21 protein-coding genes and 1 pseudogene are annotated in these 22,949 nt (G+C 62.6%); 18 read left to right on the top strand and 4 right to left on the bottom strand.

What is annotated here, in order from left to right:
• Window positions 1-93: 93 nt before the first annotated feature.
• The 5 genes and pseudogenes from C4J88_RS27980 to selO all read left to right on the top strand — a co-directional run.
• Window positions 94-918 (top strand): annotated as a pseudogene (locus C4J88_RS27980) (MCP four helix bundle domain-containing protein); the annotation flags it as partial.
• Complete coding sequence (locus C4J88_RS27975) at window positions 901-1,773, top strand: methyl-accepting chemotaxis protein (RefSeq protein ID WP_371850830.1); 873 nt, start codon at window positions 901-903, stop codon at window positions 1,771-1,773. The pseudogene C4J88_RS27980 and the gene C4J88_RS27975, both read left to right, overlap by 18 nt.
• Before the next feature lie 227 nt (window positions 1,774-2,000).
• Window positions 2,001-3,743, top strand: a complete 1,743-nt coding sequence (locus tag C4J88_RS02240) for a potassium/proton antiporter (protein WP_124369340.1) — start codon at window positions 2,001-2,003, stop codon at window positions 3,741-3,743.
• A gap of 49 nt (window positions 3,744-3,792) precedes the next feature.
• Complete coding sequence (mscK, locus tag C4J88_RS02235; protein ID WP_124406108.1) at window positions 3,793-7,170, top strand: mechanosensitive channel MscK; 3,378 nt, start codon at window positions 3,793-3,795, stop codon at window positions 7,168-7,170.
• 48 nt (window positions 7,171-7,218) lie between these two features.
• Window positions 7,219-8,682: a protein adenylyltransferase SelO gene (gene selO / locus C4J88_RS02230; RefSeq protein ID WP_124406107.1), complete on the top strand. Its 1,464-nt coding sequence runs from the start codon at window positions 7,219-7,221 to the stop codon at window positions 8,680-8,682.
• A gap of 4 nt (window positions 8,683-8,686) precedes the next feature.
• Here the strand turns inward: selO and C4J88_RS02225 are convergent, their stop codons facing one another.
• A complete protein-coding gene (locus tag C4J88_RS02225; RefSeq protein ID WP_124406106.1) occupies window positions 8,687-9,088 on the bottom strand; it encodes a type II toxin-antitoxin system HigA family antitoxin in 402 nt (133 codons plus the stop codon).
• Window positions 9,085-9,381, bottom strand: coding sequence for a type II toxin-antitoxin system HigB family toxin (locus C4J88_RS02220; protein WP_124406105.1), 297 nt, complete (start codon window positions 9,379-9,381; stop codon window positions 9,085-9,087). The genes C4J88_RS02225 and C4J88_RS02220 overlap by 4 nt, the downstream gene beginning before the upstream one ends.
• A gap of 223 nt (window positions 9,382-9,604) precedes the next feature.
• On the opposite strand from C4J88_RS02220, the gene trxC reads away from it, so the two are divergent.
• A complete protein-coding gene (gene trxC / locus C4J88_RS02215) occupies window positions 9,605-10,039 on the top strand; it encodes a thioredoxin TrxC (protein ID WP_124406104.1) in 435 nt (144 codons plus the stop codon).
• Between the two features lie 129 nt (window positions 10,040-10,168).
• Here the strand turns inward: trxC and C4J88_RS02210 are convergent, their stop codons facing one another.
• Window positions 10,169-10,387 carry a DUF6124 family protein gene (locus C4J88_RS02210; RefSeq protein WP_124406103.1) on the bottom strand — a complete coding sequence of 73 codons (219 nt, stop codon included), beginning with the start codon at window positions 10,385-10,387 and terminating at the stop codon, window positions 10,169-10,171.
• A gap of 483 nt (window positions 10,388-10,870) precedes the next feature.
• Window positions 10,871-11,641 carry a ParA family protein gene (locus C4J88_RS02205; RefSeq protein ID WP_124406102.1) on the bottom strand — a complete coding sequence of 257 codons (771 nt, stop codon included), beginning with the start codon at window positions 11,639-11,641 and terminating at the stop codon, window positions 10,871-10,873.
• Between the two features lie 315 nt (window positions 11,642-11,956).
• On the opposite strand from C4J88_RS02205, the gene C4J88_RS02200 reads away from it, so the two are divergent.
• The 12 genes from C4J88_RS02200 to C4J88_RS02145 all read left to right on the top strand — a co-directional run bounded on the left by C4J88_RS02200 (window position 11,957) and on the right by C4J88_RS02145 (window position 22,944).
• Window positions 11,957-12,676: a beta-ketoacyl synthase chain length factor gene (locus C4J88_RS02200; RefSeq protein ID WP_124406101.1), complete on the top strand. Its 720-nt coding sequence runs from the start codon at window positions 11,957-11,959 to the stop codon at window positions 12,674-12,676.
• Window positions 12,652-13,464, top strand: a complete 813-nt coding sequence (locus C4J88_RS02195; protein WP_124365558.1) for a 1-acyl-sn-glycerol-3-phosphate acyltransferase — start codon at window positions 12,652-12,654, stop codon at window positions 13,462-13,464. The genes C4J88_RS02200 and C4J88_RS02195 overlap by 25 nt, the downstream gene beginning before the upstream one ends.
• Window positions 13,442-13,711: a phosphopantetheine-binding protein gene (locus tag C4J88_RS02190; protein WP_065886594.1), complete on the top strand. Its 270-nt coding sequence runs from the start codon at window positions 13,442-13,444 to the stop codon at window positions 13,709-13,711. Before C4J88_RS02195 ends, C4J88_RS02190 begins: the two co-directional genes overlap by 23 nt.
• Window positions 13,712-13,720: 9 nt before the next feature.
• A complete protein-coding gene (locus C4J88_RS02185; RefSeq protein WP_003209389.1) occupies window positions 13,721-13,975 on the top strand; it encodes an acyl carrier protein in 255 nt (84 codons plus the stop codon).
• Window positions 13,972-14,517, top strand: coding sequence for a hypothetical protein (locus tag C4J88_RS02180; RefSeq protein ID WP_124365556.1), 546 nt, complete (start codon window positions 13,972-13,974; stop codon window positions 14,515-14,517). The genes C4J88_RS02185 and C4J88_RS02180 overlap by 4 nt, the downstream gene beginning before the upstream one ends.
• The gene (locus C4J88_RS02175) at window positions 14,514-16,181 is read left to right on the top strand and encodes an acyl-CoA synthetase family protein (protein WP_124406100.1); all 1,668 of its coding nucleotides are present in this window, start codon (window positions 14,514-14,516) and stop codon (window positions 16,179-16,181) included. Before C4J88_RS02180 ends, C4J88_RS02175 begins: the two co-directional genes overlap by 4 nt.
• Before the next feature lie 171 nt (window positions 16,182-16,352).
• The gene (locus tag C4J88_RS02170) at window positions 16,353-17,087 is read left to right on the top strand and encodes a glycosyltransferase family 2 protein (protein ID WP_124406099.1); all 735 of its coding nucleotides are present in this window, start codon (window positions 16,353-16,355) and stop codon (window positions 17,085-17,087) included.
• Window positions 17,084-18,019: a glycosyl transferase gene (locus tag C4J88_RS02165; protein WP_124406098.1), complete on the top strand. Its 936-nt coding sequence runs from the start codon at window positions 17,084-17,086 to the stop codon at window positions 18,017-18,019. The genes C4J88_RS02170 and C4J88_RS02165 overlap by 4 nt, the downstream gene beginning before the upstream one ends.
• Window positions 18,003-19,544, top strand: coding sequence for a histidine ammonia-lyase (gene hutH, locus C4J88_RS02160; protein ID WP_124406097.1), 1,542 nt, complete (start codon window positions 18,003-18,005; stop codon window positions 19,542-19,544). The genes C4J88_RS02165 and hutH overlap by 17 nt, the downstream gene beginning before the upstream one ends.
• Window positions 19,537-19,962, top strand: coding sequence for a thioesterase family protein (locus tag C4J88_RS02155; RefSeq protein ID WP_124365551.1), 426 nt, complete (start codon window positions 19,537-19,539; stop codon window positions 19,960-19,962). The genes hutH and C4J88_RS02155 overlap by 8 nt, the downstream gene beginning before the upstream one ends.
• Window positions 19,959-20,642, top strand: a complete 684-nt coding sequence (locus tag C4J88_RS02150) for an outer membrane lipoprotein carrier protein LolA (protein ID WP_124406096.1) — start codon at window positions 19,959-19,961, stop codon at window positions 20,640-20,642. Before C4J88_RS02155 ends, C4J88_RS02150 begins: the two co-directional genes overlap by 4 nt.
• Complete coding sequence (locus C4J88_RS02145) at window positions 20,626-22,944, top strand: MMPL family transporter (protein WP_124406095.1); 2,319 nt, start codon at window positions 20,626-20,628, stop codon at window positions 22,942-22,944. The genes C4J88_RS02150 and C4J88_RS02145 overlap by 17 nt, the downstream gene beginning before the upstream one ends.
• Window positions 22,945-22,949: the final 5 nt, after the last annotated feature.

Raw genomic sequence — 22,949 nt, 5'->3', positions numbered from 1 at the left:
TACCCGATCTGGTTCCTGAATCCGTACAACCCCCGGTCAGCTGCGACAAAAGCGCGCGCCCCCTTAAGACTTTAGTCGCAGGGCCGATACGCGATGCACACCCCGTCTCATGGCCGCATGGATCGCGCTTCTCCCCAGGATTCCAGCATGTCTCTTCGTAATATGAATATCGCCCCGAGGGCTTTCCTCGGCTTCGCGTTTATCGGCGCGTTGATGTTGTTTCTCGGCGTGTTCGCCCTGAACCAGATGAGCAAGATCCGTGCTGCCACCGAAGACATCACCCTGTCCAGCGTGCCAAGCATCCGCGCCCTCGACGAATTCACTCAGCTGACCTTGCGCCTGCGCGTATTGTCGTACCGCTTGCTCACCAACCGCGAGCCGGAGGTACAACAAAAAACCCTGGAAGCCTTCGACGTGCGCAACCAGCAGATCCGCACCGCCCAGGGCGTGTATGAAAAGCTGATCGAGAGCCGCGAAGAACGCACGACCTACGATGAATACGTGCGATTGCTGGCCCAGTACCATCAGATCGAAGAGCGCATGAAAAGCTTGTCCCGGGCCAACCAGGTCGACGAATTACGCGCCCTGCTCAACACTGAACTGCTGAACAACTCCGAGCAGGTCAATGCGGTGCTCAGCCGCCTGCTGGAAATCAACAACAGCATGGCCCTGGACACCAACCAGCAAGCCAAAGACCAGTACGACCTGGCGTTCAACATGGTCGTGGGCCTGCTGGTGATCGCCACCGCGCTGACCCTGTTATTCGCCTGGCTGCTGACCCGCAGCATCACCGTGCCGATCTCCCAGGCGCTGGAAGCGGCCGAGGAAGTGGCCGAAGGCAACCTCACGCGCCCGATCAAAGTCGAGGGCAACGATGAGGCCGGCCGCCTGCTCGCCGCCATGGCCAAGATGCAGGACAAACTGCGCGACACCCTGCAACGCATCGCCGGCTCCGCCACGCAACTGGCGTCGGCGGCCGAAGAGCTCAACGCCGTCACCGACGAAAGCGCGCGTGGCCTGACCCAGCAGAACAATGAGATCGAACAGGCCGCCACCGCGGTGAACGAAATGACCAGCGCGGTCGAGGAAGTCGCACGCAATGCCGTGAGCACCTCCGAAGCCTCGCGCAACGCCACTACCTCGGCCGGTGATGGTCGCGACCTGGTGCAGGAAACCGTCAGCGCCATCGAACGCATGAGCGGCGACGTGCAAGCCACCGCGACCTTGATCGGTGAGTTGGCCAATGAATCCCGCGATATCGGCAAAGTGCTGGACGTGATCCGTGGCTTGGCCGACCAGACCAACCTGCTGGCCCTCAACGCGGCCATCGAAGCGGCGCGGGCCGGTGAGGCCGGGCGTGGTTTTGCGGTAGTGGCGGACGAGGTACGCGCGTTGGCCCATCGCACCCAGCAGTCCACCAGCGAGATTGAGCGCATGATCGGCAGCATCCAGGCCGGCACCGAGCATGCGGTGGATTCGATGCGCAACAGCACTGAGCGCGCCGAATCCACGCTGAACATCGCCAAGGGCGCAGGAATGTCGCTGGATACCATCAACACGGCAATTGTCGAGATCAACGAGCGCAACCTGGTGATCGCCAGTGCAGCGGAAGAACAGGCGCAGGTCGCGCGGGAAGTCGACCGTAACCTGGTGAATATCCGCGATCTGTCGGTGCAATCGGCGACAGGTGCGAGCCAGACCAGCGCGGCGAGCAGCGAGTTGTCGCGCCTGGCGGTGGATTTGAACGGGATGGTTGGCCGCTTCCGCCTGTAAAAATGTGGGAGGGGGCTTGATCGTTCCCACGCTCCGCGTGGGAATGCCTCAGGTGACGCTTTGCGTCACGACGTCAAGAGCGGACGCGCAGCGTCCAATGAGGCGTTCCCACGCAAAGCGTGGGAACGATCTTTTGACAGCGCAGCAATTCAACAGGTTAGAATCCCTGGCACGCAGACTGCATGGTCAGTTTGCGCCCTGTCTTTCCCTGCTCCGGAGTACTGCCTTTGAATGCGACGACCATCAACAGCCTGTTCTTGATCGGCGCGTTGCTGGTGAGTGCGAGCATTCTGGTGAGTTCTCTGTCGTCGCGCCTGGGCATCCCGATCCTGGTGATCATCCTGGCCGTGGGCATGATCGCCGGCGTCGATGGCGGCGGCATCATCTTCGATAACTACCCGACCGCCTACCTGGTGGGCAACCTGGCGCTGGCCGTGATCCTGCTCGACGGCGGTTTGCGCACGCGGGTGGCGAGTTTTCGCGTGGCACTCTGGCCTGCGTTGTCCCTGGCCACGGTGGGCGTGTTGATCACCACCGGCCTCACTGGCATGGCCGCGGCCTGGCTGTTCGACCTCAACATCGTGCAGGGCTTGCTGATCGGCGCCATCGTCGGTTCCACAGACGCGGCCGCCGTGTTCTCGCTGCTGGGCGGCAAGGGCTTGAACGAACGGGTGACCGCCAGCCTGGAAATCGAATCCGGCAGCAACGACCCGATGGCGGTGTTCCTCACCGTGACCTTGATCGACATGCTCGCCAGCGGCCAGACCGGCCTGCATTGGAGCCTGCTGACCCACCTGGTCCGCGAGTTCGGCATCGGCGGCCTGGTCGGCCTGGGCGGCGGCTGGCTGATGCTGCAGATGGTCAACCGCATCAACCTGGCCACCGGCCTGTACCCGATCCTGGTGATCGCCGGCGGCCTGTTCGTCTTTGCGCTGACCAACGCCTTGCACGGCAGCGGCTTTCTCGCCGTGTACCTGTGCGGCCTGGTGATCGGCAACCGTCCGGTGCGCAGCCGTCATGGCATCCTGCATATGCTCGACGGCATGGCCTGGCTGGCGCAGATCGGCATGTTCCTGGTGCTGGGCCTGCTGGTCACGCCCCATGACTTGCTGCCGATCGCCCTGCCGGCGCTGGGCCTGGCACTGTGGATGATCCTGTTTGCACGGCCGCTGTCGGTGATGGTCGGCCTGTTGCCCTTCAAGGCGTTCCACGGCCGGGAAAAAGCCTTTATCGCCTGGGTCGGCCTGCGCGGCGCGGTGCCGATCATCCTCGCGGTGTTCCCGCTGATGGCCGGCCTGCCCCATGCCCAGCTGTACTTCAACCTGGCGTTCTTTATCGTACTGGTGTCGCTGCTGGTGCAGGGCACCAGCCTGCCGTGGGTGGCCAAGTTGCTGAAAGTCACCGTACCGCCAGACCCGGCACCAATTTCCCGCGCGGCCCTGGAAGTGCACGTAACCAGCGAGTGGGAGCTGTTCGTCTACCGCCTGGGCGCAGAGAAATGGTGCATCGGCGCCGCCCTGCGCGAGTTGAAAATGCCCGAGGGCACGCGGATCGCGGCGCTGTTCCGTGGCCAGCAATTGCTCCACCCGTCGGGTAGTACGGTGCTGGAAGTCGATGATTTGCTCTGCGTCATCGGCCATGAACATAACCTGCCGGCCCTGGGCAAACTGTTCAGCCAGGCGCCGCAGCGAGGCCTGGACCTGCGCTTCTTCGGCGACTTCGTACTCGAAGGCGACGCCCAGCTCGGCGCGGTGTCGGCCTTGTACGGGCTCAAGCTCGAGGGTATCGACCCGGACATGCCGTTGAGCCGCTTCATCACCCAGAAAGTCGGCGGCGCGCCGGTGGTGGGCGACCAGGTGGAGTGGAACAACACCATCTGGACCGTCGCGGTCATGGACGGGAACAAGATTGGCAAAGTCGGCGTCAGATTCCCCGAAGGAAGTCGCCCGGGCCCCGGTCTCTTCCTCTAAACTGCGGGGCGACAACGCCCCGATTCTTCATCTAGCTCGACCGGTCTCTATGCCAACCCTGCGCACTTTTCTCGCCACTGCCCTGATGGGCCTGACTCTTTGTGTTGGCACCGTTCACGCGGCCGACCCACCCAGCGCCGACGCCGTCCAGCAAACCCTGGACAAACTGCCCGACCGCAAGCTACCCGACGCCGACATGAAGGCGTTGCAGAGCATCCTGCAACAGACCCTGACTTACCTGGCTAACAAGCAGGAGTACGAGCAGCGCCTGGCAGACCTGAAGCGCCAGCTGGAAGATGCCCCGCGCCAGACGACGGACAACCAGCGCGAGCTGACTCGGCTCAAGGCCACCAAAATCATCCCGGTGGCCCAACGCTACGCCAGCCTGCCCGTGCCGCAGCTTGAACAATTGCTGGTGCAACGCACCACCCAGCAAGGTGATCTGCAAAAAGAACTGGCCGACGCCAATAGCCTGACCATCGCCGCCCAAACCCGCCCCGAGCGCGCCCAAACCGAAATCAGCAGCAGCCAGACGCGCATCCAGCAGATCAATGCGACCCTCAAGACCGGCAAAGACAACGGCAAAGCCCTAAGCGCCGACCAGCGCAACCAGCTCAACGCCGAACTCGCCGCCCTGAATGCGCTGATCCCCCTGCGCCGCCAGGAACTGGCCGGCAACAGCCAGCTGCAAGACCTGGGCAACAGCCAGCACGACCTGATCCAGGAAAAAACCGCGCGCCTGGAGCAGGAAATCCAGGACCTGCAAACCCTGATCAACCAGAAACGCCTGGCCCAGTCCCAGCAGACGGTGACCCAACAGTCCATCGAAGCACAGAAAGCCGGCGGCAGCAGCCTGCTGGCCACGGAAAGCGCGGCCAACCTGAAGCTCTCCGACTACTTGCTCAAGAGCACCGACCGCCTCAACGACCTGACCCAGAAAAACCTGCAGACCAAGCAGCAACTGGACACCGTCACCCAAAGTGATTCGGCGCTGGACGAGCAGATCAACGTGCTCAAGGGCAGCCTGCTGCTGTCCAAGATCCTCTATAAACAGAAGCAGGCCCTGCCACGCCTGACCGTCGACCGTGACCTGGCCGACGACATCGCCAACATTCGCCTGTACCAGTTCGAGGTTAACCAGCAGCGCGAGCTGATCAGCTCGCCCAGCGCGTATGTGGATAACCTGCTGGCCAACCAGCCGCCGGACGACGTCACCCCGCAATTGCGCCGCACCCTGCTGGAACTGGCAATTACCCGCAGCGACCTGCTGGAGCGCCTGAGCCGTGAATTGAGCGCGCTGCTCAACGAATCCATCACCCTGCAACTGAACCAGAAACAACTGCTGAGCACCGCGACCACCCTGCGCGCCACGCTCGATGAGCAGATGTTCTGGATCCCGAGCAACAAGCCGCTGGACACCGAGTGGCTGGAAACCGTACCGGCGCACCTGAGCAAGCAAGTCACCACCCTGCCCTGGGCCTCCAGCGTCAGCGAACTGTATGACGGCCTGACTCAGCGCCCGTGGCTGTTCCTGCCGCTGCTGCTGTTGATCGGCGCGCTGCTGTGGCGGCGCAAGGCGCTGTATCAGCGCCTCAACAAAGTTCACCTGGACATCGGCCACTTCAAGCGCGACAGCCAATGGCACACGCCCCAGGCGATCCTGATCAATATTCTGCTGGCGATGCCGGTGTCCCTGGGCCTGGCGCTGTGCGGCTATGCGTTGCAGATCGACGCCCGTGGGCAAAACGCCAACCTGGGCTCGGCCCTGCTGCAGATCGCCCAGGCGTGGCTGGTGTTCTACACCGCTTACCGCATCCTGGCGCCCGGCGGCGTGGCCGAGCTGCACTTTCGCTGGGAAAAACCCCAGGTCGAATTCCTGCAAGGCTGGGTACGCAAGCTCGGGCTGGTGGTACTGGCCCTGGTGGCCGTGGTGGCCATCGCCGAGCACCAACCGGCGGCGCTCGCCGAAGACGTGCTGGGCATCGCCGTGGTCCTCACCTGCTACGCGCTGATGGCGTGGTTGCTCAGTCGCCTGCTGCTGAACAGCCCCACCCATGAAAAAGCCTCGCTGTTTCGCAAGACGATCGGGCTGGTCTTCACCGCCCTGCCCGTCGCATTGTTTATTGCCGTGTGCTTTGGCTACTACTACACCGCACTGAAACTCAGCGACCGCTTGATCAACACCCTGTACCTGCTGATGTTCTGGCTGGTAATCGAAGCCACCTTCGTGCGCTGGCTGAGCGTTGCCGCCCGACGCCTGGCCTATGCGCGCGCCCTGGCCAAGCGCCAGGCCGCCAAGGAAGCCGGTGAAGGCGAAGCGGTGGTGGAAGAGCCCACCCTGGACATCGAAAAGGTCAACGAACAATCCTTGCGCCTGATCCGCCTGGCCTTGCTCGGGGGCTTTATCGCAGCCCTGTACTGGGTCTGGTCGGACCTGATCTCGGTATTTTCCTACCTCGATAACGTCACGCTGTACGAATACACCAGCGGCACCGGCTCGAATATCAGCATGGTGCCGATCAGCATCGGCGACATGCTCGGCGCGCTGATCATCATCGGTATCACCTTCGCCCTGGCGCGCAACCTGCCCGGTCTACTCGAAGTATTGGTGCTGTCCAAACTGGAGCTCGCACAAGGCAGCGCCTATGCCACCACGACATTGCTGTCCTATGTGATTGCCGGCGTAGGTTTTGTCTCCACCTTGTCCACCCTGGGCGTGAGCTGGGACAAGTTGCAATGGTTGGTGGCCGCGCTGTCGGTCGGCCTGGGCTTCGGCATGCAGGAAATCTTCGCCAACTTCATCTCCGGCATCATGATCCTGTTCGAACGCCCCGTGCGCATCGGCGACACCATCACCATCGGCAACCTGTCGGGCACGGTGAGCAAGATCCGCATTCGCGCCACCACCATCACCGATTTCGACAACAAGGACATCATTGTCCCGAACAAGACCTTCATTACCGGGCAACTGATCAACTGGTCGCTGACCGACACCATCACTCGCGTCACCTTGAAACTGGGCGTGGACTACGGCTCCGACCTGGATCTGGTGAAGGAATTGTTACTCAAGGCCGCCAAGGAAAACCCACGGGTACTCAAAGAGCCCGAGCCCCACGTGTATTTCCTCAACTTCGGCGAAAGCACCCTCGACCACGAGCTGCGCATGCATGTGCGCGACCTGGGCGACCGCAACCCTGTGCTGGACGAGGTCAACCGCTTTATCAACCGTGAGTTCAAGAAACAGCACATCAACATCTCGTTCAGGCAGATGGAAATCTACCTGAAAAACATGCAGGGCCAGGAATACAAATTGGTGCCGGCCGAGGACGAGCGCAAGACCATCGTCGCGCCCGAGCAGGACACCCCCGAGCCGCCCGCCGGAAAGGTCGCAGACGCGCCTGAACCACCGCCGAGCAAACTCGACTAACGAATTACCCCCAGCAAAACGCTGGGGGCATCCTGCTGGAGATGGCCGGTGAAAGCCCTCGACGAACTGACCTTCGACAACCGCTTCGCACGCCTGGGCGACGCGTTCTCAACCCACGTGCTGCCCGAGCCCCTCGACGAGCCGCGCCTGGTGGTGGCGAGCAACGCCGCCATGGCCCTGCTCGACCTTGACCCGGCCGTGGCCGAAACCCCCGTATTTGCCGAACTGTTTGGTGGCCACAAGCTATGGGCCGAAGCTGAACCGCGGGCGATGGTCTATTCCGGGCACCAGTTCGGCGGCTACACCCCGCAACTGGGTGATGGCCGAGGGCTGCTGCTGGGCGAGGTGTATAACCAGGCCGGTGAGCATTGGGACCTGCACCTCAAGGGCGCAGGCATGACGCCCTACTCGCGCATGGGCGACGGGCGTGCGGTATTGCGCTCCTCGATCCGTGAGTTCCTCGCCTCCGAAGCGCTCCATGCTTTGGGCATTCCCAGCAGCCGCGCCTTGTGCGTGATCGGCTCCAGCACGCCGGTGTGGCGTGAGAAGCAGGAACGCGGGGCGATGGTGTTGCGCCTGGCATCCAGCCATATCCGCTTCGGGCATTTCGAATATTTCTATTACACCAAGCAGCCCGAACAGCAGGCCGAGCTGGCTGAACACGTCTTGAACCTGCATTACCCCGAGTGCCGGGAACAGCCTGAGCCGTATCTTGCGATGTTCCGTGAAATCGTCGAGCGCAATGCCGAGATGATCGCCAAATGGCAGGCCTATGGCTTCTGCCATGGCGTGATGAACACCGACAACATGTCGATCCTGGGCATCACCTTCGACTTCGGGCCGTTTGCGTTTCTGGACGATTTCGATGCGCACTTCATCTGCAACCACTCGGATCACGAAGGGCGTTACTCGTTCAGCAACCAGGTGCCGATCGGGCAGTGGAACCTCAGCGCTCTGGCCCAGGCACTGACGCCGTTCATCAGCGTTGACGCGCTCAAAGAAGCGCTCGGCCTGTACCTGCCGCTGTATCAAGCGCACTACCTGGACCTGATGCGTCGCCGGTTGGGCCTGACCATCGCCGAAGACGACGACCAGCAGCTGGTGGAACGCTTGCTCAAGCTGATGCAGAACAGCGGCGTGGATTACACGCTGTTTTTCCGACGTCTTGGCGATGAGTCGGCAGCCTTGGCAGTCACGCGGCTACGCGATGACTTTGTCGACCTGGCCGGTTTCGATGCCTGGGCCGAGCTGTACAAGGCCCGTGTTGCCCGAGACGGGGACGACAGCGAGACACAGCGCCGTGAACGCATGCATGCCGTGAACCCGCTGTACATTCTGCGCAACTACCTCGCACAAAACGCTATCACCGCCGCCGAGTCCGGGGACTACAGCGAAGTGCGACGGCTGCATGAGGTACTGACCAAGCCGTTTGAGGAACAAGCGGGAATGGAACAGTACGCACAGCGGCCGCCGGATTGGGGCAAGCATCTGGAGATCAGTTGTTCGTCTTGAGCCTTTAGATAAAGGTCTCCACGGAGACCCCGAAGCGCTCGGCCAACCACCGAATTTGGCGCACGTTAAGCTGGCGTTTTCCGCTCAATATCTCAGAGACGACTGATTGCGTCCCAACCCCCGGAAGGTCGCTCTGAGTGAGATTGTGCTCGCGCATCATGTAGCGCAGCACATCAACACCGCTGGCCACTGGCATTGGACGATGTTCACGGTCGTAGGCTTCGATCCAGTCGCTGAAAATATCGACTAGGCTCATCAGCGGACTGTCTTCGTCATCGCCCACCAGGCTCAACAGCTCATCCAAACCGCAGACCAGTGCGTCGTAGTCTGCCTCGTTTTGCGGCTTGCGCAGCACAGGCGCAACGTATTCCCAATGCTTTGCCGCTACTCGCATAAGCGCGCTCATCTGATTTTTTCCTTCCATTTGTCTTTCTCATAATCGCGATGGTCAAGCAGATGCTTGATGTAAACGCGTTGCGCCCGATACTGCACCGACGCAATCAGCCTCAGCTTGTTACCGCCAATATCAAACACATGAAATTCGCCCACCTTGTCGGTCGCGGGAAACATGGCTTTCATTGCAGCGAAGTCTGCGGGGTTGTTGCGCTTGATGACGCGGTACCACTGATCCAGAGCCGTTGCTGAACGCGGCCATTTTTCCTTGGCTTCCCAGATCCTTTTTTCACTGATCACTCGCATGCAACGTCCTTATCGCATCTTGCTATGAAGGTTAAGCCTGAATCCGGACTATCGCAATTTGCTATAACCAAAAACAGACCGGTGGCGCACACCAAAAAGCCTAGACAGACGACTCACCGCAGCGCGGGCAAAACTGTGAGCGAATGAGTCTCTGCACCCAGCCTTGATAAATCTCAGCCTCGGCACCAGATACAACCTATTGGCCAGTCCCCAGGAGCCTCCGATGTCTGAACCTCTCGTAATCCCTTGCCCACATTGCAACGGCCTCAACCGCATCCCCGGCGAACGCCTGGGTGATGCGCCGAAATGTGGGCGCTGCAAGCAGCCGGTTTTACTGAACAAACCTTTTGAATTGAAACAGGGCGACTACGCCAGCCAGATCAAGGGCGACCTGCCGTTGCTGGTGGATGTGTGGGCGGATTGGTGCGGGCCGTGCAAGTCGTTTGCGCCGGTGTTTGAACAGGCGGCCGGGCAGTTGGAAGGCAAGTGCCGGCTGGCCAAGCTGGACAGCGAGGCCAATCAGCAGTTGTCGGCGCAGCTGGGGATTCGCTCGATTCCCAGTTTGATTCTGTTCAAGAATGGCCGCGAAATAGCGCGCCAGAGTGGGGCCTTTCCGTTGCCGCAGTTGATGAGTTGGTTGCGTAGTCAGGGGGTGTAACCCGATCAGGAAAGCACCACAGGTCAGTGTGGGAGGGGGCTTGCTCCCGATAGCGGTGGGTCAGTGACAGATAAGCTGGCTGACATACCGCCATCGGGAGCAAGCCCCCTCCCACATTTTGACCGCGTTTCAGCCTTGGGCCAGCGGGGCTTGGCGGTCCATCATTTGGCTGACCAGCATGACGCCAAGCTCACTCAATTGATGGATAGCCAAGGCCACATCGCGTTGTTCGCCGGTGAGGTCGTTGGATAGATTGAGCAATAAGGTGCGGACTGAGGCGAAGGTTTCGTAGCTGTTGATGACCAGCGCTTCGGTAGGAAGGTTGGGTGTGACGGTAAATAAATTCATATTTTCGTTCTCTGCCAGGGCCATCGCCTGCTTGCTACTAAACAAGGGGCGGCAGCTGTACGCAGGTTAGTAGACCGGTAGAACGAAAGCAAAACCCGGCGCACCCGAAGGTGCCCTGCGCACAGCTACCATCGACAGGCAAGAAACGCCATGCTTTTGGAGCGGTGCACATGCTTTCGTCTGAGTGGGCTACTAAACCCGATCACTGAACATTCAGCGACCGGCAAACCTTAGAGATGCCCATCCAGACGCACAAGCCGGCGGATTCTGGCGTAGCTGTAGGCAAGGTTACAAGGCCCATCCCCTGCTGCCAGACCGCTCCTACAGCGTTCGTAGGATAAGTCCCAGAAACCCAACTGGAATGCAATCCAAATGGGAGGGGGCTTGCCCCCGATGGCGGTGGGTCAGCTACAGATAAGCTGGCTGGCACACCGCTATCGGGAGCAAGCCCCCTCCCACATTGGGTCTGTGTAGTGCTTGAGATCAGTTGTTTTCCAGCAAGTTGTGCAGTTCCACAAACTGCAGCGTCAGCTTATGCCGTGGGTCCAGATGAATCAGCGGCTTGTTCTCCTGGTGCGACTCGCGCATGCGCACGGAGCTGGCCAGGTACACCGGCAATACCGGCAAGCCTTCGGCAATCAATTCGTCGAGGATCTGCTGCGGCAGGCTCGCCCGGGCCTGGAACTGGTTGACCACAATGCCTTCGACTTCCAGGCCTTCGTTGTGGTCTTCCTTCAATTCTTCGATTTCAGCCAACAGGCCATACAAGGCCTGGCGCGAGAAGCTGTCGCAATCAAAGGGAATGAGCACACGATCAGCGGCAATCAGCGCCGACACCGCGTAGAAATTCAACGCCGGCGGCGTATCCAGGTAAATACGGTCGTAATCCTCGCTCAACTCGTCCAACAGCTTTCGCAGCTTATTGATCTTGTGCTTGGCCTCAAGCTTGGGCTGCAGGTCCGCCAGTTCGGGGGTGGCGGTGATGACGTGCAGATTGTCGAACGGCGTTTCGTAGATATCCACCTTGTTTTTCTTCGAAAACGGCCCGGAAGACAGGGTTTGCTTGAAAAAGTCGGCGATCCCCATAGGGATGTCGGCGCCGGTCAGCCCCGTAAGGTACTGGGTGGAGTTGGCCTGTGCATCGAGGTCCACCAACAGGGTTCGATAACCTTCGCTGGCGCTGACCGCCGCCAGGTTGCAGGCGATGCTGGACTTGCCCACGCCGCCTTTCTGATTGAACACCACGCGCCGCATGGGAAAACCTCCGTGTATCAATGAATGACCGAGTGTAGAGCGCAAAAGCGCCGGTTAGCTACCTCGTTCATCCATTCGCTGTGCCTGGCCCACAAATGAATGGGAACGCTCCGACAATCCAGTTCGGCCCTCTATCACGCACAATTTGTGAATCCGTCCAATTTATTTGTGATCCGTCGTGAACAAATTTTTACCAATATTTGCTAGAAGCCCACGGCACCGGGATAATGCGCGCCATTCGGCCATTGCCCTCTGTCCCGGAATCCGGGGCCATTGGCCGCACATGGAAGCCCGCAGGGGCGGGATAACTTCTCAGTGATCAACTTCAACATCGCCCAATGGCGCGCCTGGGCCCCTGGCCTGGAGCGTGCGGACGACTGGCTGGCCTGGTGCCGGGACCCGGTGTTGCTGCCCGCCAGCGATGCCTCTCCGGATGTGTCATTTTTGCCAGCCATGCAGCGCCGGCGCTTGAGCCGTCTGGCGCGCATGGCATTCAGTGTGGGCTGGCCGCTGGCCGAAGGCCGTGAAGCGCTGCCGCTGGTGTTTGTTTCGCGCCACGGCGAGACCCCGCGCACCCTCGACATCCTCAGTGACCTGGCCAACGAACAGCCGCTGTCGCCGACCCAGTTCAGCCTGTCGGTGCACAATGCGGTGATTGGCCTGTGGTCGATCCTGCGCAATGAAACCAGCGAAATGACCGCCCTCGCCGCCGCCGGCGATGGCCTCGAACACGGCCTGCTCGAAGCCGCCGCGTTGCTCAACGAAGGCGCCCCGGCGGTATTGCTGGTGATTACCGAGGAACAACCGCCCGAGGCGTATGCCAGCTGGATCGCCGACGTGCCCTTCCCCTACGCCCTCGGTCTTTTGCTCACGCCCGGCGACGAGTGGCAACTGGAACTAAACAGCAGCGCTGTCCAACTCACTCAAACCCAGTGGCCCCACGCCCTGAACCTGCTGCGCACCCTGCTGACCGAACAGGGCGCCTGCCAACATGCCTGGAAGAACCGAGTATGGAACTGGCGACGCAAATCCTGACCGACAAACCACGGCAGGCCTATTACTGGCGCCTGTTCGCCACGGCCACCAGCTTCTTTATGTTCGGTGTCGGCGGGCTGTGCCTGCGCCTGCTGGTATTCCCGCTGCTCAGTTGTCTGCCGGGCGACGCCAGGCAGCATCAACGACGCGCACGTCACACCATCAGTTGCCTGTTCTGGTTTTTTATCCGGATGATGAAGTTTCTGGGCATCCTCACCTACAGCGTCGAGGGTGCGGACAAACTCGGCCGCCCCGGCCAGATGATCGTCGCCAACCACCCGTCGCTGATTGACGTCGTGTTCCTGATCGGCCTGATGCGTCAGACCAATTGTGTGGTCAAGCAGAGCCTGTTTCAGAACCCGTTCACCCGCGGCCCGGTGCGCGATGCCGGCTATATCAGTAACGACGGCAGCGCCGACATGCTGGACGCGGCCGCCGACGCCCTGCGCGCAGGCCAGACCCTGATCATCTTTCCCGAAGGCACCCGCACCACACCCGGCGCGCCACCTGCCTTTCATCGCGGCGGCGCGGCCATTGCGCTGCGCGGTGCGACAATCATCACCCCGGTGGTGATCAAGGTCAGCCCCACCACCCTGACCAAGGCCGAGCCCTGGTATCGCATTCCCAGATGCCGATTCCACTTCAGTTTGCGCGTGGGTGCCGATATAGAACCACAGGCGTTCGCCGCACTGGGCCCCGCGCCCCAGGCGTCACGCAAGCTCAACGATTACCTGCATCACTATTTCATTAAGGAGCTCGCCGAAGATGAGCGACCAACACCGCCTTGAGCACGACATAAAGACGCTGATCATCGAGGCCCTGGGCCTGGAGGACATCAGTGCCGACGACATCGGCAGCGACCAGACGCTGTTCGGCGAAGGCCTGGGCCTGGATTCGGTCGACGCCCTGGAACTGGGCCTGGCCATCCAGAAAACGTACGGCATCAAGATCGACGCCGACGCCAAGGACACGCGCAATCACTTCACCAACGTGGCCAGCCTTGCGGCATTCGTCACGGCCAGACAGGCAGCTTGAGACCGGACCATGCAAACTCGTGACGATATTTTCAACACCCTGCGCGACGCCTTGGTGGAACTGTTTGAACTGGAACCTGAACGCGTCACCCTCGATGCCAACCTGTACCAGGACCTGGAAATCGACAGCATCGATGCGGTGGACCTGATCGACCATATCAAGCGCCAGACCGGCAAGAAGATCGCCGCCGAAGAATTCAAGGCGGTGCGCACCGTGAATGACGTGGTTGAGGCGGTGTACCGTCTGGTCCAGCCCGCCGCATGAGCCGGCTGATCGGCCTTGGCCTGTTGCTGGCGGGGCTGCTGTACCCCTTTGCGGTGTATTACGGCACCGAGCATTTTGCGCCATGGCAATTCGGCCTGCTGCTGGGCAGCCTGTGGCTGCTGCGCGCGCTCACCGCTGCACGCCGCCCCGGCAGTCGCTGGATGGCGGTGGTGGTGATTGTGTTTTGCCTGGCGCTGGCCTGGTTCGATAACCCGCAGTGGCTGCGCTGGTACCCCAGCCTGGTCAGCGCGTTCATGCTGGCACTGTTCGGCCTGAGCCTTAAATACGGGCCGCCGATGGTCGAGCGCCTGGCGCGCATGAGCGACCCGCAGTTGCCGCCGCATGCGATTGTGTATACGCGCCGGGTCACCGTCGTGTGGAGTGTGTTTTTCCTGGGTAATGGCCTGCTCGCCGCCGCCCTCACCCTGTGGGCGCCGCTGAGCTGGTGGACGTTGTACAACGGCTTGATCGCCTACGGGCTGATGGGGCTGTTGTTTGCCGTGGAATGGCTGGTACGACAAAGGGTTCGAGGCCGCGTATGAAAGGTTTGAAACTTGAGCATCTGCTGCTCGAGCCGCAGGAAAACCGCCAGGTCACCATTGAGCCTGCGCTGAATCATGCACAACTGGTGGAACAATCCCTGCGCCTGGCGGCGGGCCTGCAAGCGCGTGGCATACAGCGCCTGGCGGTGCACCTGGAAGACGCGGGCGTGCTGGCGACTGCCCTGCTCGGCGCCTGGCGTGCCGGGGTCAGCGTGCTGCTGCCGGCCGACCTGCAACCCCAGACCCGCCAACGCTGGGCCGCCGCCGTGGATGCCTGGCTGACGCAGGCATCGGAGCTGGAGGCGCTGTATCACACGCCACTTAGCCCAGCCGCACTCGACCTGGATAGCTGCCAACTGAGCCTGTGCACCTCCGGCTCCAGCGGTGAACCCAAACGCATCGACAAGTCGCTGCGCCAGCTGGCCAATGAGGTCCAGGCGCTGGAAGCGCTGTGGGGCGCCGACCTGAAAGACGCCTGCATCATCGGCAGCGTCGCCACCCAACATATCTACGGCTTGCTGTTCCGTGTGCTGTGGCCGCTGTGCGCCGGGCGCCCCTTTGGGCGCAGGCAGCTGGCATTCCCGGAAGACATGCAGCGTGCCAGTCGCGAGCATCCGCACTTCGCCTGGGTGGCCAGCCCGGCATTGCTCAAGCGCATGGGCGATAACCTCGACTGGCCGGCGCTGAGCCAGGTCTCACGGGTGTTTTCCTCCGGCGGTGCCTTACCTGTCGACGCCGCCGCCAGCCTCTACGACCGCTTGCAGCAATGGCCGACGGAAATCCTCGGCAGCTCGGAAACCGGCGGTATCGCCTGGCGCCAGGGTGCCCAGCCGTGGCAGCCGTTTACCGATGTACAACTGAGCCAGGATGCCGATGGTGCCCTGCGCATTGCCTCGCCTTACTTGCCCGAGGGGCATATCGAACAGACCGCCGACGCCGCGCGCATCCATGCCGATGGCCGTTTTGAGCTGCTCGGGCGCCTGGACCGCATCGTCAAGCTGGAAGAAAAACGCATCGCCTTGCCGATGCTCGAACAGGCCTTGATGAACCATCCATGGGTCGCTGAAACCCGCCTGGGCGTGGTGCAGGAAAACCGCGCCTCACTCGGCGCCCTGGTGGTGCTGAGTGCCGAAGGCCTGCATGCCCTGCGCAACCAGGGCCGGCGCACGCTGACCCAAACCCTGCGCCAGCACCTGAGCCAGCATTGCGAAGCCCTGGCCTTGCCGCGCCGCTGGCGTTTGCTGCGCCAATTGCCGCTCAACAGCCAGGGCAAGCTGCCCCAGGCCGATACCGAGGCGCTGTTGCTGGCGCCGCGCCCCAAGGCGCCGGAGGTGCTGGCGCAGGTGGAAACCGACGGCGAATGGACGTTGCAACTGAGCGTTCCGCCGGACCTGGCCTATTTCAGCGGGCATTTCCCGGTGACGCCGGTGCTGCCGGGGGTGGTGCAGGTGGAATGGGCCTTCAACCTGGGCCAGCAATTGCTCGACCTGCCGGCGACGTTCGCGGGTATGGAAGTGCTCAAGTTCCAGCAACTGGTGCGCCCCGGCGATCATATCGAATTGCACCTGCGCTTTGACCGCGAACGCAGCAAGTTGTACTTCGCCTACCGCAATGGCGCCGCCGCCTGCTCCAGTGGCCGAATCGTGCTGGAGCCTGCCAAGTGAATAGGCTTTTGTGGCGAGGGAGCTTGCTCCCGCTGGAGTGCGCAGCACTCCCGACTCAGGCACCGCCATTTGCCCGGATGAATTCGTTCGCCTGCATTGGGGCTGCTTCGCAGCCCAGCGGGAGCAAGCTCCCTCGCCACAAGATGAGCGACAACCTTGAGAAGGTCCACCATGCATAACCCCTGCGCCCTGATCCCGGTCTACAACCACGAAGCCGCCGTGCCCGCTGTGGTCCAGAGCCTGCTGGACAGCGGCCTGCCCTGCCTGCTGGTGGACGATGGCAGCAGCGCGGCCTGCGCGGCAGTGCTCGCGCAATTGGCGCTGCTGGAGAATGTCACCCTGCTGACCCTGCCGAGCAACCAGGGCAAGGGCGGCGCGGTCATGGCGGGCTTTCGCGAAGCCGCGCGGCTGGGGTACACCCATGCCCTGCAGGTGGATGCCGACGGCCAGCATGATCTTCGCGAAGTCGAGACCTTTATCGACACCTCCCGCCGGCACCCCGACGCCGTCATCTGCGGCTACCCCGAATACGACGACAGCGTGCCCAAAGGCCGCCTTTATGCACGCTACCTGACCCACGTGTGGGTGTGGATCAACACCCTGTCGCTGCAGATTCGCGACTCGATGTGCGGCTTTCGCGTGTACCCGCTGGCCCTCACGCTGGCGCTGATGGACTCGGCCTACATCGGCACGCACATGGATTTCGACTCGGACATCCTCGTGCGCCTGGCCTGGCGCAACCAGCCCATGCGCTGGTTGCCGACCCAGGTGCATTACCCCGCCGACGGCCTGTCGCACTTCCGCCTGTTCCGCGACAACGTGCGCATCAGCGCCATGCATACGCGCTTGTTCTTCGGCATGCTGGTGCGCGTGCCGGCCATTTTGTGGCGTCGGTGGCAGGCATGAGCGACAGCGGCAAACACTGGGCCGATCGCGAGGAGCGCGGCAGCTTCTGGTTGATGAAACTCACGGCGATCGCGGCAAAAGTCCTCGGCCGGCGCCTGTTGAGCCCGTTGCTCTACAGCATCGTGTTGTACTTTTTCCTGTTCGGCCGCACCGCGCGCCAGAGCGCCTGGCACTACCAGCAGCGCCTGGCGCAGTGGAGCGGGCGTGATGACCTGCTGCCGAGCCACAGGACGGTCTTTGCCCAGTTCATGGCCTTCGCCGACTCACTGCTCGACAAGCTGGACGTGTGGAACGGCAAGCTGCGCCTGGAGCAGATCGACATCAACGACCCGGCGCAATTACGCGGCCAATTGCGAGGCGAGCGCGGGCAGATGCTGGTGGGCGCGCACCTGGGCAACCTGGAAGTGTGCCGCGCCCTGGCGGAAATCGGCGAACGCGTCACCATGAATGTGCTGGTGCACACCAAGCATGCCGAGCGTTTCAATCGCCTGCTGGGCGAAGCGGGCGCGACCCATTTGCGCCTGATCCAGGTCAGCGAGCTGGACCCGGCCACCATGCTGCTGCTCAGCCAGCGCCTGGACGACGGCGAATGGCTGGCGATTGCCGGCGACCGCATCCCGCTGCACGGCGGGCGCACGGTGCGCGTGGATTTCCTCGGGCATGCAGCCGCGTTCCCCCAAGGCCCGTGGCTGCTGGCCGGCCTGCTCAAATCCCCGGTCAACCTGCTGATGTGCCTCAAGCACCAGGGCCGCTATCGCCTGACCATCGAGCCCTTCGCGCAATCGATTGAATGGAAGCGCAGCACCCGCGAGCAGGTCATCGCCCTGTGGACCGCCCGCTACGCCGCGCGCCTGGGCGAGTTCTGCCTGCAGGCGCCTCAACAGTGGTTCAACTTTTACCCTTTCTGGAAGACCGATGACGACGCCTCTTGAGCCAATCACCTTTGGCGAACGCCCCCTGCGCATCGAAGACGTACTGGCCCTGGCCAACCGTCAGGTGCCTACCCGCTTGCAGAACGATGCCGCGTATCGCCAGCGTATCGCCAAGGGCGCGCAGTTTCTTGACTCGCTGCTGGACAAGGAAGGCGTGATCTACGGCGTGACCACCGGTTACGGCGACTCGTGCGTGGTCGCGGTGCCGTTGCACCATGTCGAAGCGCTGCCGCGTCATCTCTACACCTTCCACGGTTGCGGCCTGGGCAAATTGCTCGACGCCCAAGCCACCCGCGCCGTGCTGGCGGCGCGCTTGCAGTCGCTGTGCCATGGCGTGTCGGGCGTGCGCGTGGAACTGCTGGAGCGCCTGCAGGGTTTCCTCGAACACGATGTGCTGCCGCTGATTCCAGAAGAAGGCTCCGTGGGCGCCAGCGGCGACTTGACGCCGCTGTCGTATGTGGCGGCGACCTTGTCCGGCGAGCGTGAAGTGCTGTTTCGTGGCGAACGGCGCCAAGCCGCCGACGTGCACCGCGAACTGGGCTGGGAGCCGCTGGTACTGCGGCCCAAGGAAGCCCTGGCGTTGATGAACGGCACGGCGGTGATGACGGGTATTGCCTGCCTGGCCTTCGCCCGTGCCGACTACCTGCTGCACCTGGCCACGCGCATCACCGCGCTCAATGTGGTGGCGCTGCAAGGCAACCCGGAACACTTCGACGAACGCCTGTTCGCCGCCAAGCCTCACCCCGGGCAGATGCAAGTCGCCGCCTGGCTGCGCCAGGACCTGGCTATCGATGCACCGACTGCACCGCTGCACCGCCTGCAGGATCGCTATTCGCTGCGCTGCGCGCCCCATGTGCTCGGCGTGCTGGCCGACAGCCTGAATTGGTTGCGCTCGTTTATCGAAATCGAGCTGAACAGCGCCAATGACAACCCGATCATCGATGCCGAAGCCGAACGCGTGCTGCACGGCGGGCACTTCTACGGCGGGCACATCGCCTTTGCCATGGACAGCCTCAAGACCCTGGTGGCCAACGTCGCCGACTTGCTCGACCGCCAACTGGCGCTGCTGGTGGACGTGCGTTACAACCACGGCCTGCCGAGTAACCTGTCGGGCGCGCCGGCCGACCGCGCGATGATCAACCATGGCTTCAAGGCCGTGCAGATCGGCACCAGCGCCTGGACCGCCGAAGCGCTGAAAAACACCATGCCGGCCAGCGTGTTTTCGCGCTCTACCGAGTGCCATAACCAGGACAAAGTGAGCATGGGCACCATCGCCGCCCGCGATGCGATCCGCGTACTGGAGTTGACCGAACAGGTCGCCGCCGCCACCTTGCTCGCCGCCAACCAAGGGGTATGGCTGCGCGCCCAGGCCGACGATGCCCGGCCGTTGCCACCGGCGCTGGCGGCGATGCATGACGCGCTGGCCAAGGATTTCCCGCCGGTCATTGAAGACCGCGCCCTGGAAGGCGAACTGCGCCTGTGCCTGCAACGTATTGCCGCGCAACACTGGAGGCTGCATGCGTAGTCCCGGCGTATTGCACAGCGACACTGAAATCCTCGTGCCGTTTTTCGATATCGACTCGATGAACGTGGTGTGGCACGGGCATTACGTGAAATACCTGGAAGTGGCGCGCTGCGCGCTGCTGGACAAAATCGGCCACAACTACATCGCGATGCTCGAAGCCGGCTACGCCTGGCCGATCATCGACATGCAGCTGCGCTATGTGCGCGGCGCGACCTTCGGCCAAACCCTCAACGTGCGCGCCAGTTTGGTGGAGTGGGAGAACCGCTTGAAGGTGAATTACCTGATCACCGACCTCGCCAGCGGCGAACGCCTGACCCGCGCCAGCACCGTGCAAGTGGCGGTAGAGATCGCCAGCCGCGAGATGCAACTCGCTTCCCCCAAAATATTCACCGACGCCGTAGAAAGGGCCTTGAAATGAGATCCCCTGTAGGAGCGAGCTTGCTCGCGAAGATCGCCAACGATAACGCGCAGCACCTGACGCCCCGCAGGGCCCTCAGGTTTTTCGCGAGCAAGCTCGCTCCTACAGTGGCCGCCGCGTTGCTGAGCTTCAGCGCCCACGCCTTCGACCTGCAACAGCTCAGCAATCAACTGGCCAAACCCCGCGTGATCCACGGCAACTTCATCCAGGAAAAACACCTGCGCGCCCTGCCCCAGCCGCTGGTCAGCAAAGGCACCTTCGTGCTGGCCAAGGACTACGGCTTGCTGTGGCTGTTGAAGACCCCGCTGCAACAGGACTACCGCATCAGCGCCCAGGGCATCGCCCGGCGTGACGCCAACGGCTGGCAATTGCTGCCCAACAAGAGCGCCGGCGCCGAGCAGAATCGCCTGTTCCTTGCGGTGCTGCAGGGCGACAGCAGTGGCTTGCAACGTGACTTCGAACTGCAACTGCAAGGGCAAGCCCGGCAATGGAAGCTGACACTGATCCCGCGTTCGCTGCTGCTCAAGCAAGTCTTTACCCAGATCAATATCGACGGCGGCGAGCTAGTCAATACCATTGAGCTGCTGGAAACCCAGGGCGACAGCACGCTGCTGCGCATGCAGGACAGCAGCGCCGACCAACCATTGAGCATTGCCGAGCAACATGACTTTGCCCAGTGAGCGCCTGCTGCCGCGCCTGTTCCTGATCCTGCTGGTGGCCGTATTGGCCCTGGCCGGCTGGCAGTGGCGCGCGGGTGCGCCGTTGTCGGCCAACCTGATGGAACTGGTGCCCGGCAGTACGCCGGACGCCTTGGAGCTGCAAGCCGAGCAGCGCATGCAGGAGCCGCTGAACCGCGAGATGCTGGTGCTGGTGGGGCATGCCGACCGCCAACGAGCGCTGGCCGTGGCGCAGCAACTGGCCGAGCGCTGGCAAGCCAGCGGCCTGTTTGAAAAGGTGCAATGGAACCTGCAAGCCGACTTGCCGGCGCTGCGCGAACAGCTGCTGCGCGGCCGCCTGGCGATGCTTGCGGCCAAGGACCGCGAGCAACTGATCGAACAGCCTGAGGCCTTCATCCAGCAGCGTGTGCAGTCGCTGTTCGACCCCTTCACCGGCTTCAGCCTGGTGCCGAGCCAGGACGACTGGCTGGGCCTGACCGGGCGCATCCAGAATAGCCAGCCGCAACACGGGGCGGTACAGCTGGATATCGGCAGCGGCGCGCTGATCGCCGATGCCGACGGCAAAAGCTGGGTGCTGCTGCGGGCGCGCACCACCGGCAATGCGTTCGATATGAAACTGCCGCTGCAAGTGGCCGATCTGCTCCAGGCCAGCCGCGCCCAGGCAGGCAAGCAAGGTGTGCAACTGCTCGCCGCCAGCGGCTTGCTCTATGCGGCCAATGGGCAGCAGCAAGCCACGCGGGAAATCACCTGGGTCGGCGGCGGCGCAACCGTGGGCATCCTGCTGTTGCTGTTGCTGGCGTTCCGGCGCTGGCGGGTGCTGCTGGCGTTCGTGCCGGTCGTGGTCGGAATGCTGTTTGGCGCCGTGGCCTGTGTGGCGCTGTTCGGCCATATGCATGTGATGACCCTGGTGCTGGGCTCGAGCCTGATCGGCGTGGCGGTGGATTACCCGCTGCACTACCTGTCCAAAAGCTGGAGCCTGCAACCCTGGCGCAGTTGGCCGGCATTACGCCTGACCCTGCCAGGGCTGAGCCTGAGCCTGGCCACCAGTTGCATCGGCTATCTGGCCCTGGCCTGGACGCCGTTCCCGGCGCTGACACAAATCGCGGTGTTCTCCGCAGCCGGCCTGGTCGGCGCCTATCTATCGGCCGTGTGCCTGTTGCCCGCGCTGCTCAGCGGTGTGGAACTGCGCCCGGCGCAATGGCCGCTGCGCATCGCCGAACGCTTGTGGCAATGGCGGGCGGCATTGATCAAGCGCGTACCAGGCTCGGTGCTGCTGGTGTGGGTGCTGTTGTTCTGCGCCGGTGGCCTGTGGCAGTTGAACACTAAAAACGATATCCGCCAGTGGATCGGCGCACCGCCGCAATTGCTGCAGGAGGCCCAGGCCGTGGCGCGCATCACCGGGTTCCAGCCCACCAGCCAGTTCTTTCTGGTGCGCGCCGAGACTCAGCAGCAGTTACTCGAACGCCAAGCGGCGCTGGGCCAGCGCCTGGATCAACTGGTGAACATGGACAAGCTGCAGGGTTACCTGGCGCTGAATCAACTGGTCAACCTGCCCGCCGAGCAGCAGCAACTGCGCGCGGCGCTGGATACACTCGCGCAGCATTGGCAACCGCTGCTGGACCTCGGCGTGCCCGCCGCCGCGCTGCAGGCCGAGGTCGCGCAGTTGCAGGCGCTGCCCACCGAAGACATCGACGCCGCGCTCAAAGGCCCGCTGGCCGAGCCATGGCGTACGCTGTGGCTGGGCCCGGTAGACGGCGGCGTGGCGGCGATGGTCAGCCTGCAAGGCCTGAACAACCCGGCCTTGCTGCGGGTGCAGGCCGTGGATTTGCCCGGCGTGCAACTGGTGGATCGCCTGGGTGACTTGAACCGCGTGTTTGCCGATACCCAAATCAGCGCCGCCGAGTTGAAGTTGCTGTCCTGTGTGCTGATCGTGGTGCTGTTGATGCTGCCCTTCGGCTTCATCGGCGCCTTGCGCATCGTCGCGCTGCCGCTGCTGGCGGCGCTGTGCAGCCTGGCCAGCCTCGGTTGGCTGGGCCAGCCGCTGACCCTGTTCAGCCTGTTCGGCCTGCTGCTGGTCACGGCTATCAGCGTCGATTATGCGATCCTGATGCGCGAACAGATCGGCGGCGCTGCCGTGAGCCTGCTGGGAACCTTACTGGCCGCGCTGACCACTTGGTTATCGTTCGGCCTGCTGGCCGTCTCCAGTACCCCGGCAGTGAGCAATTTCGGCCTGTCGGTCAGCCTCGGCCTGGCATTCAGCTTTATGCTGGCGCCCTGGGCCGGGCAACAGAAACACGCCTTATGAATGTG

The sequence above is a fragment of the Pseudomonas sp. R4-39-08 genome (assembly GCF_003852275.1).
Classification (GTDB): domain Bacteria; phylum Pseudomonadota; class Gammaproteobacteria; order Pseudomonadales; family Pseudomonadaceae; genus Aquipseudomonas.
The sequence above is the reverse complement of the archived record's forward strand: the minus strand, read 5'-3'. Positions and strand labels throughout refer to the sequence as shown.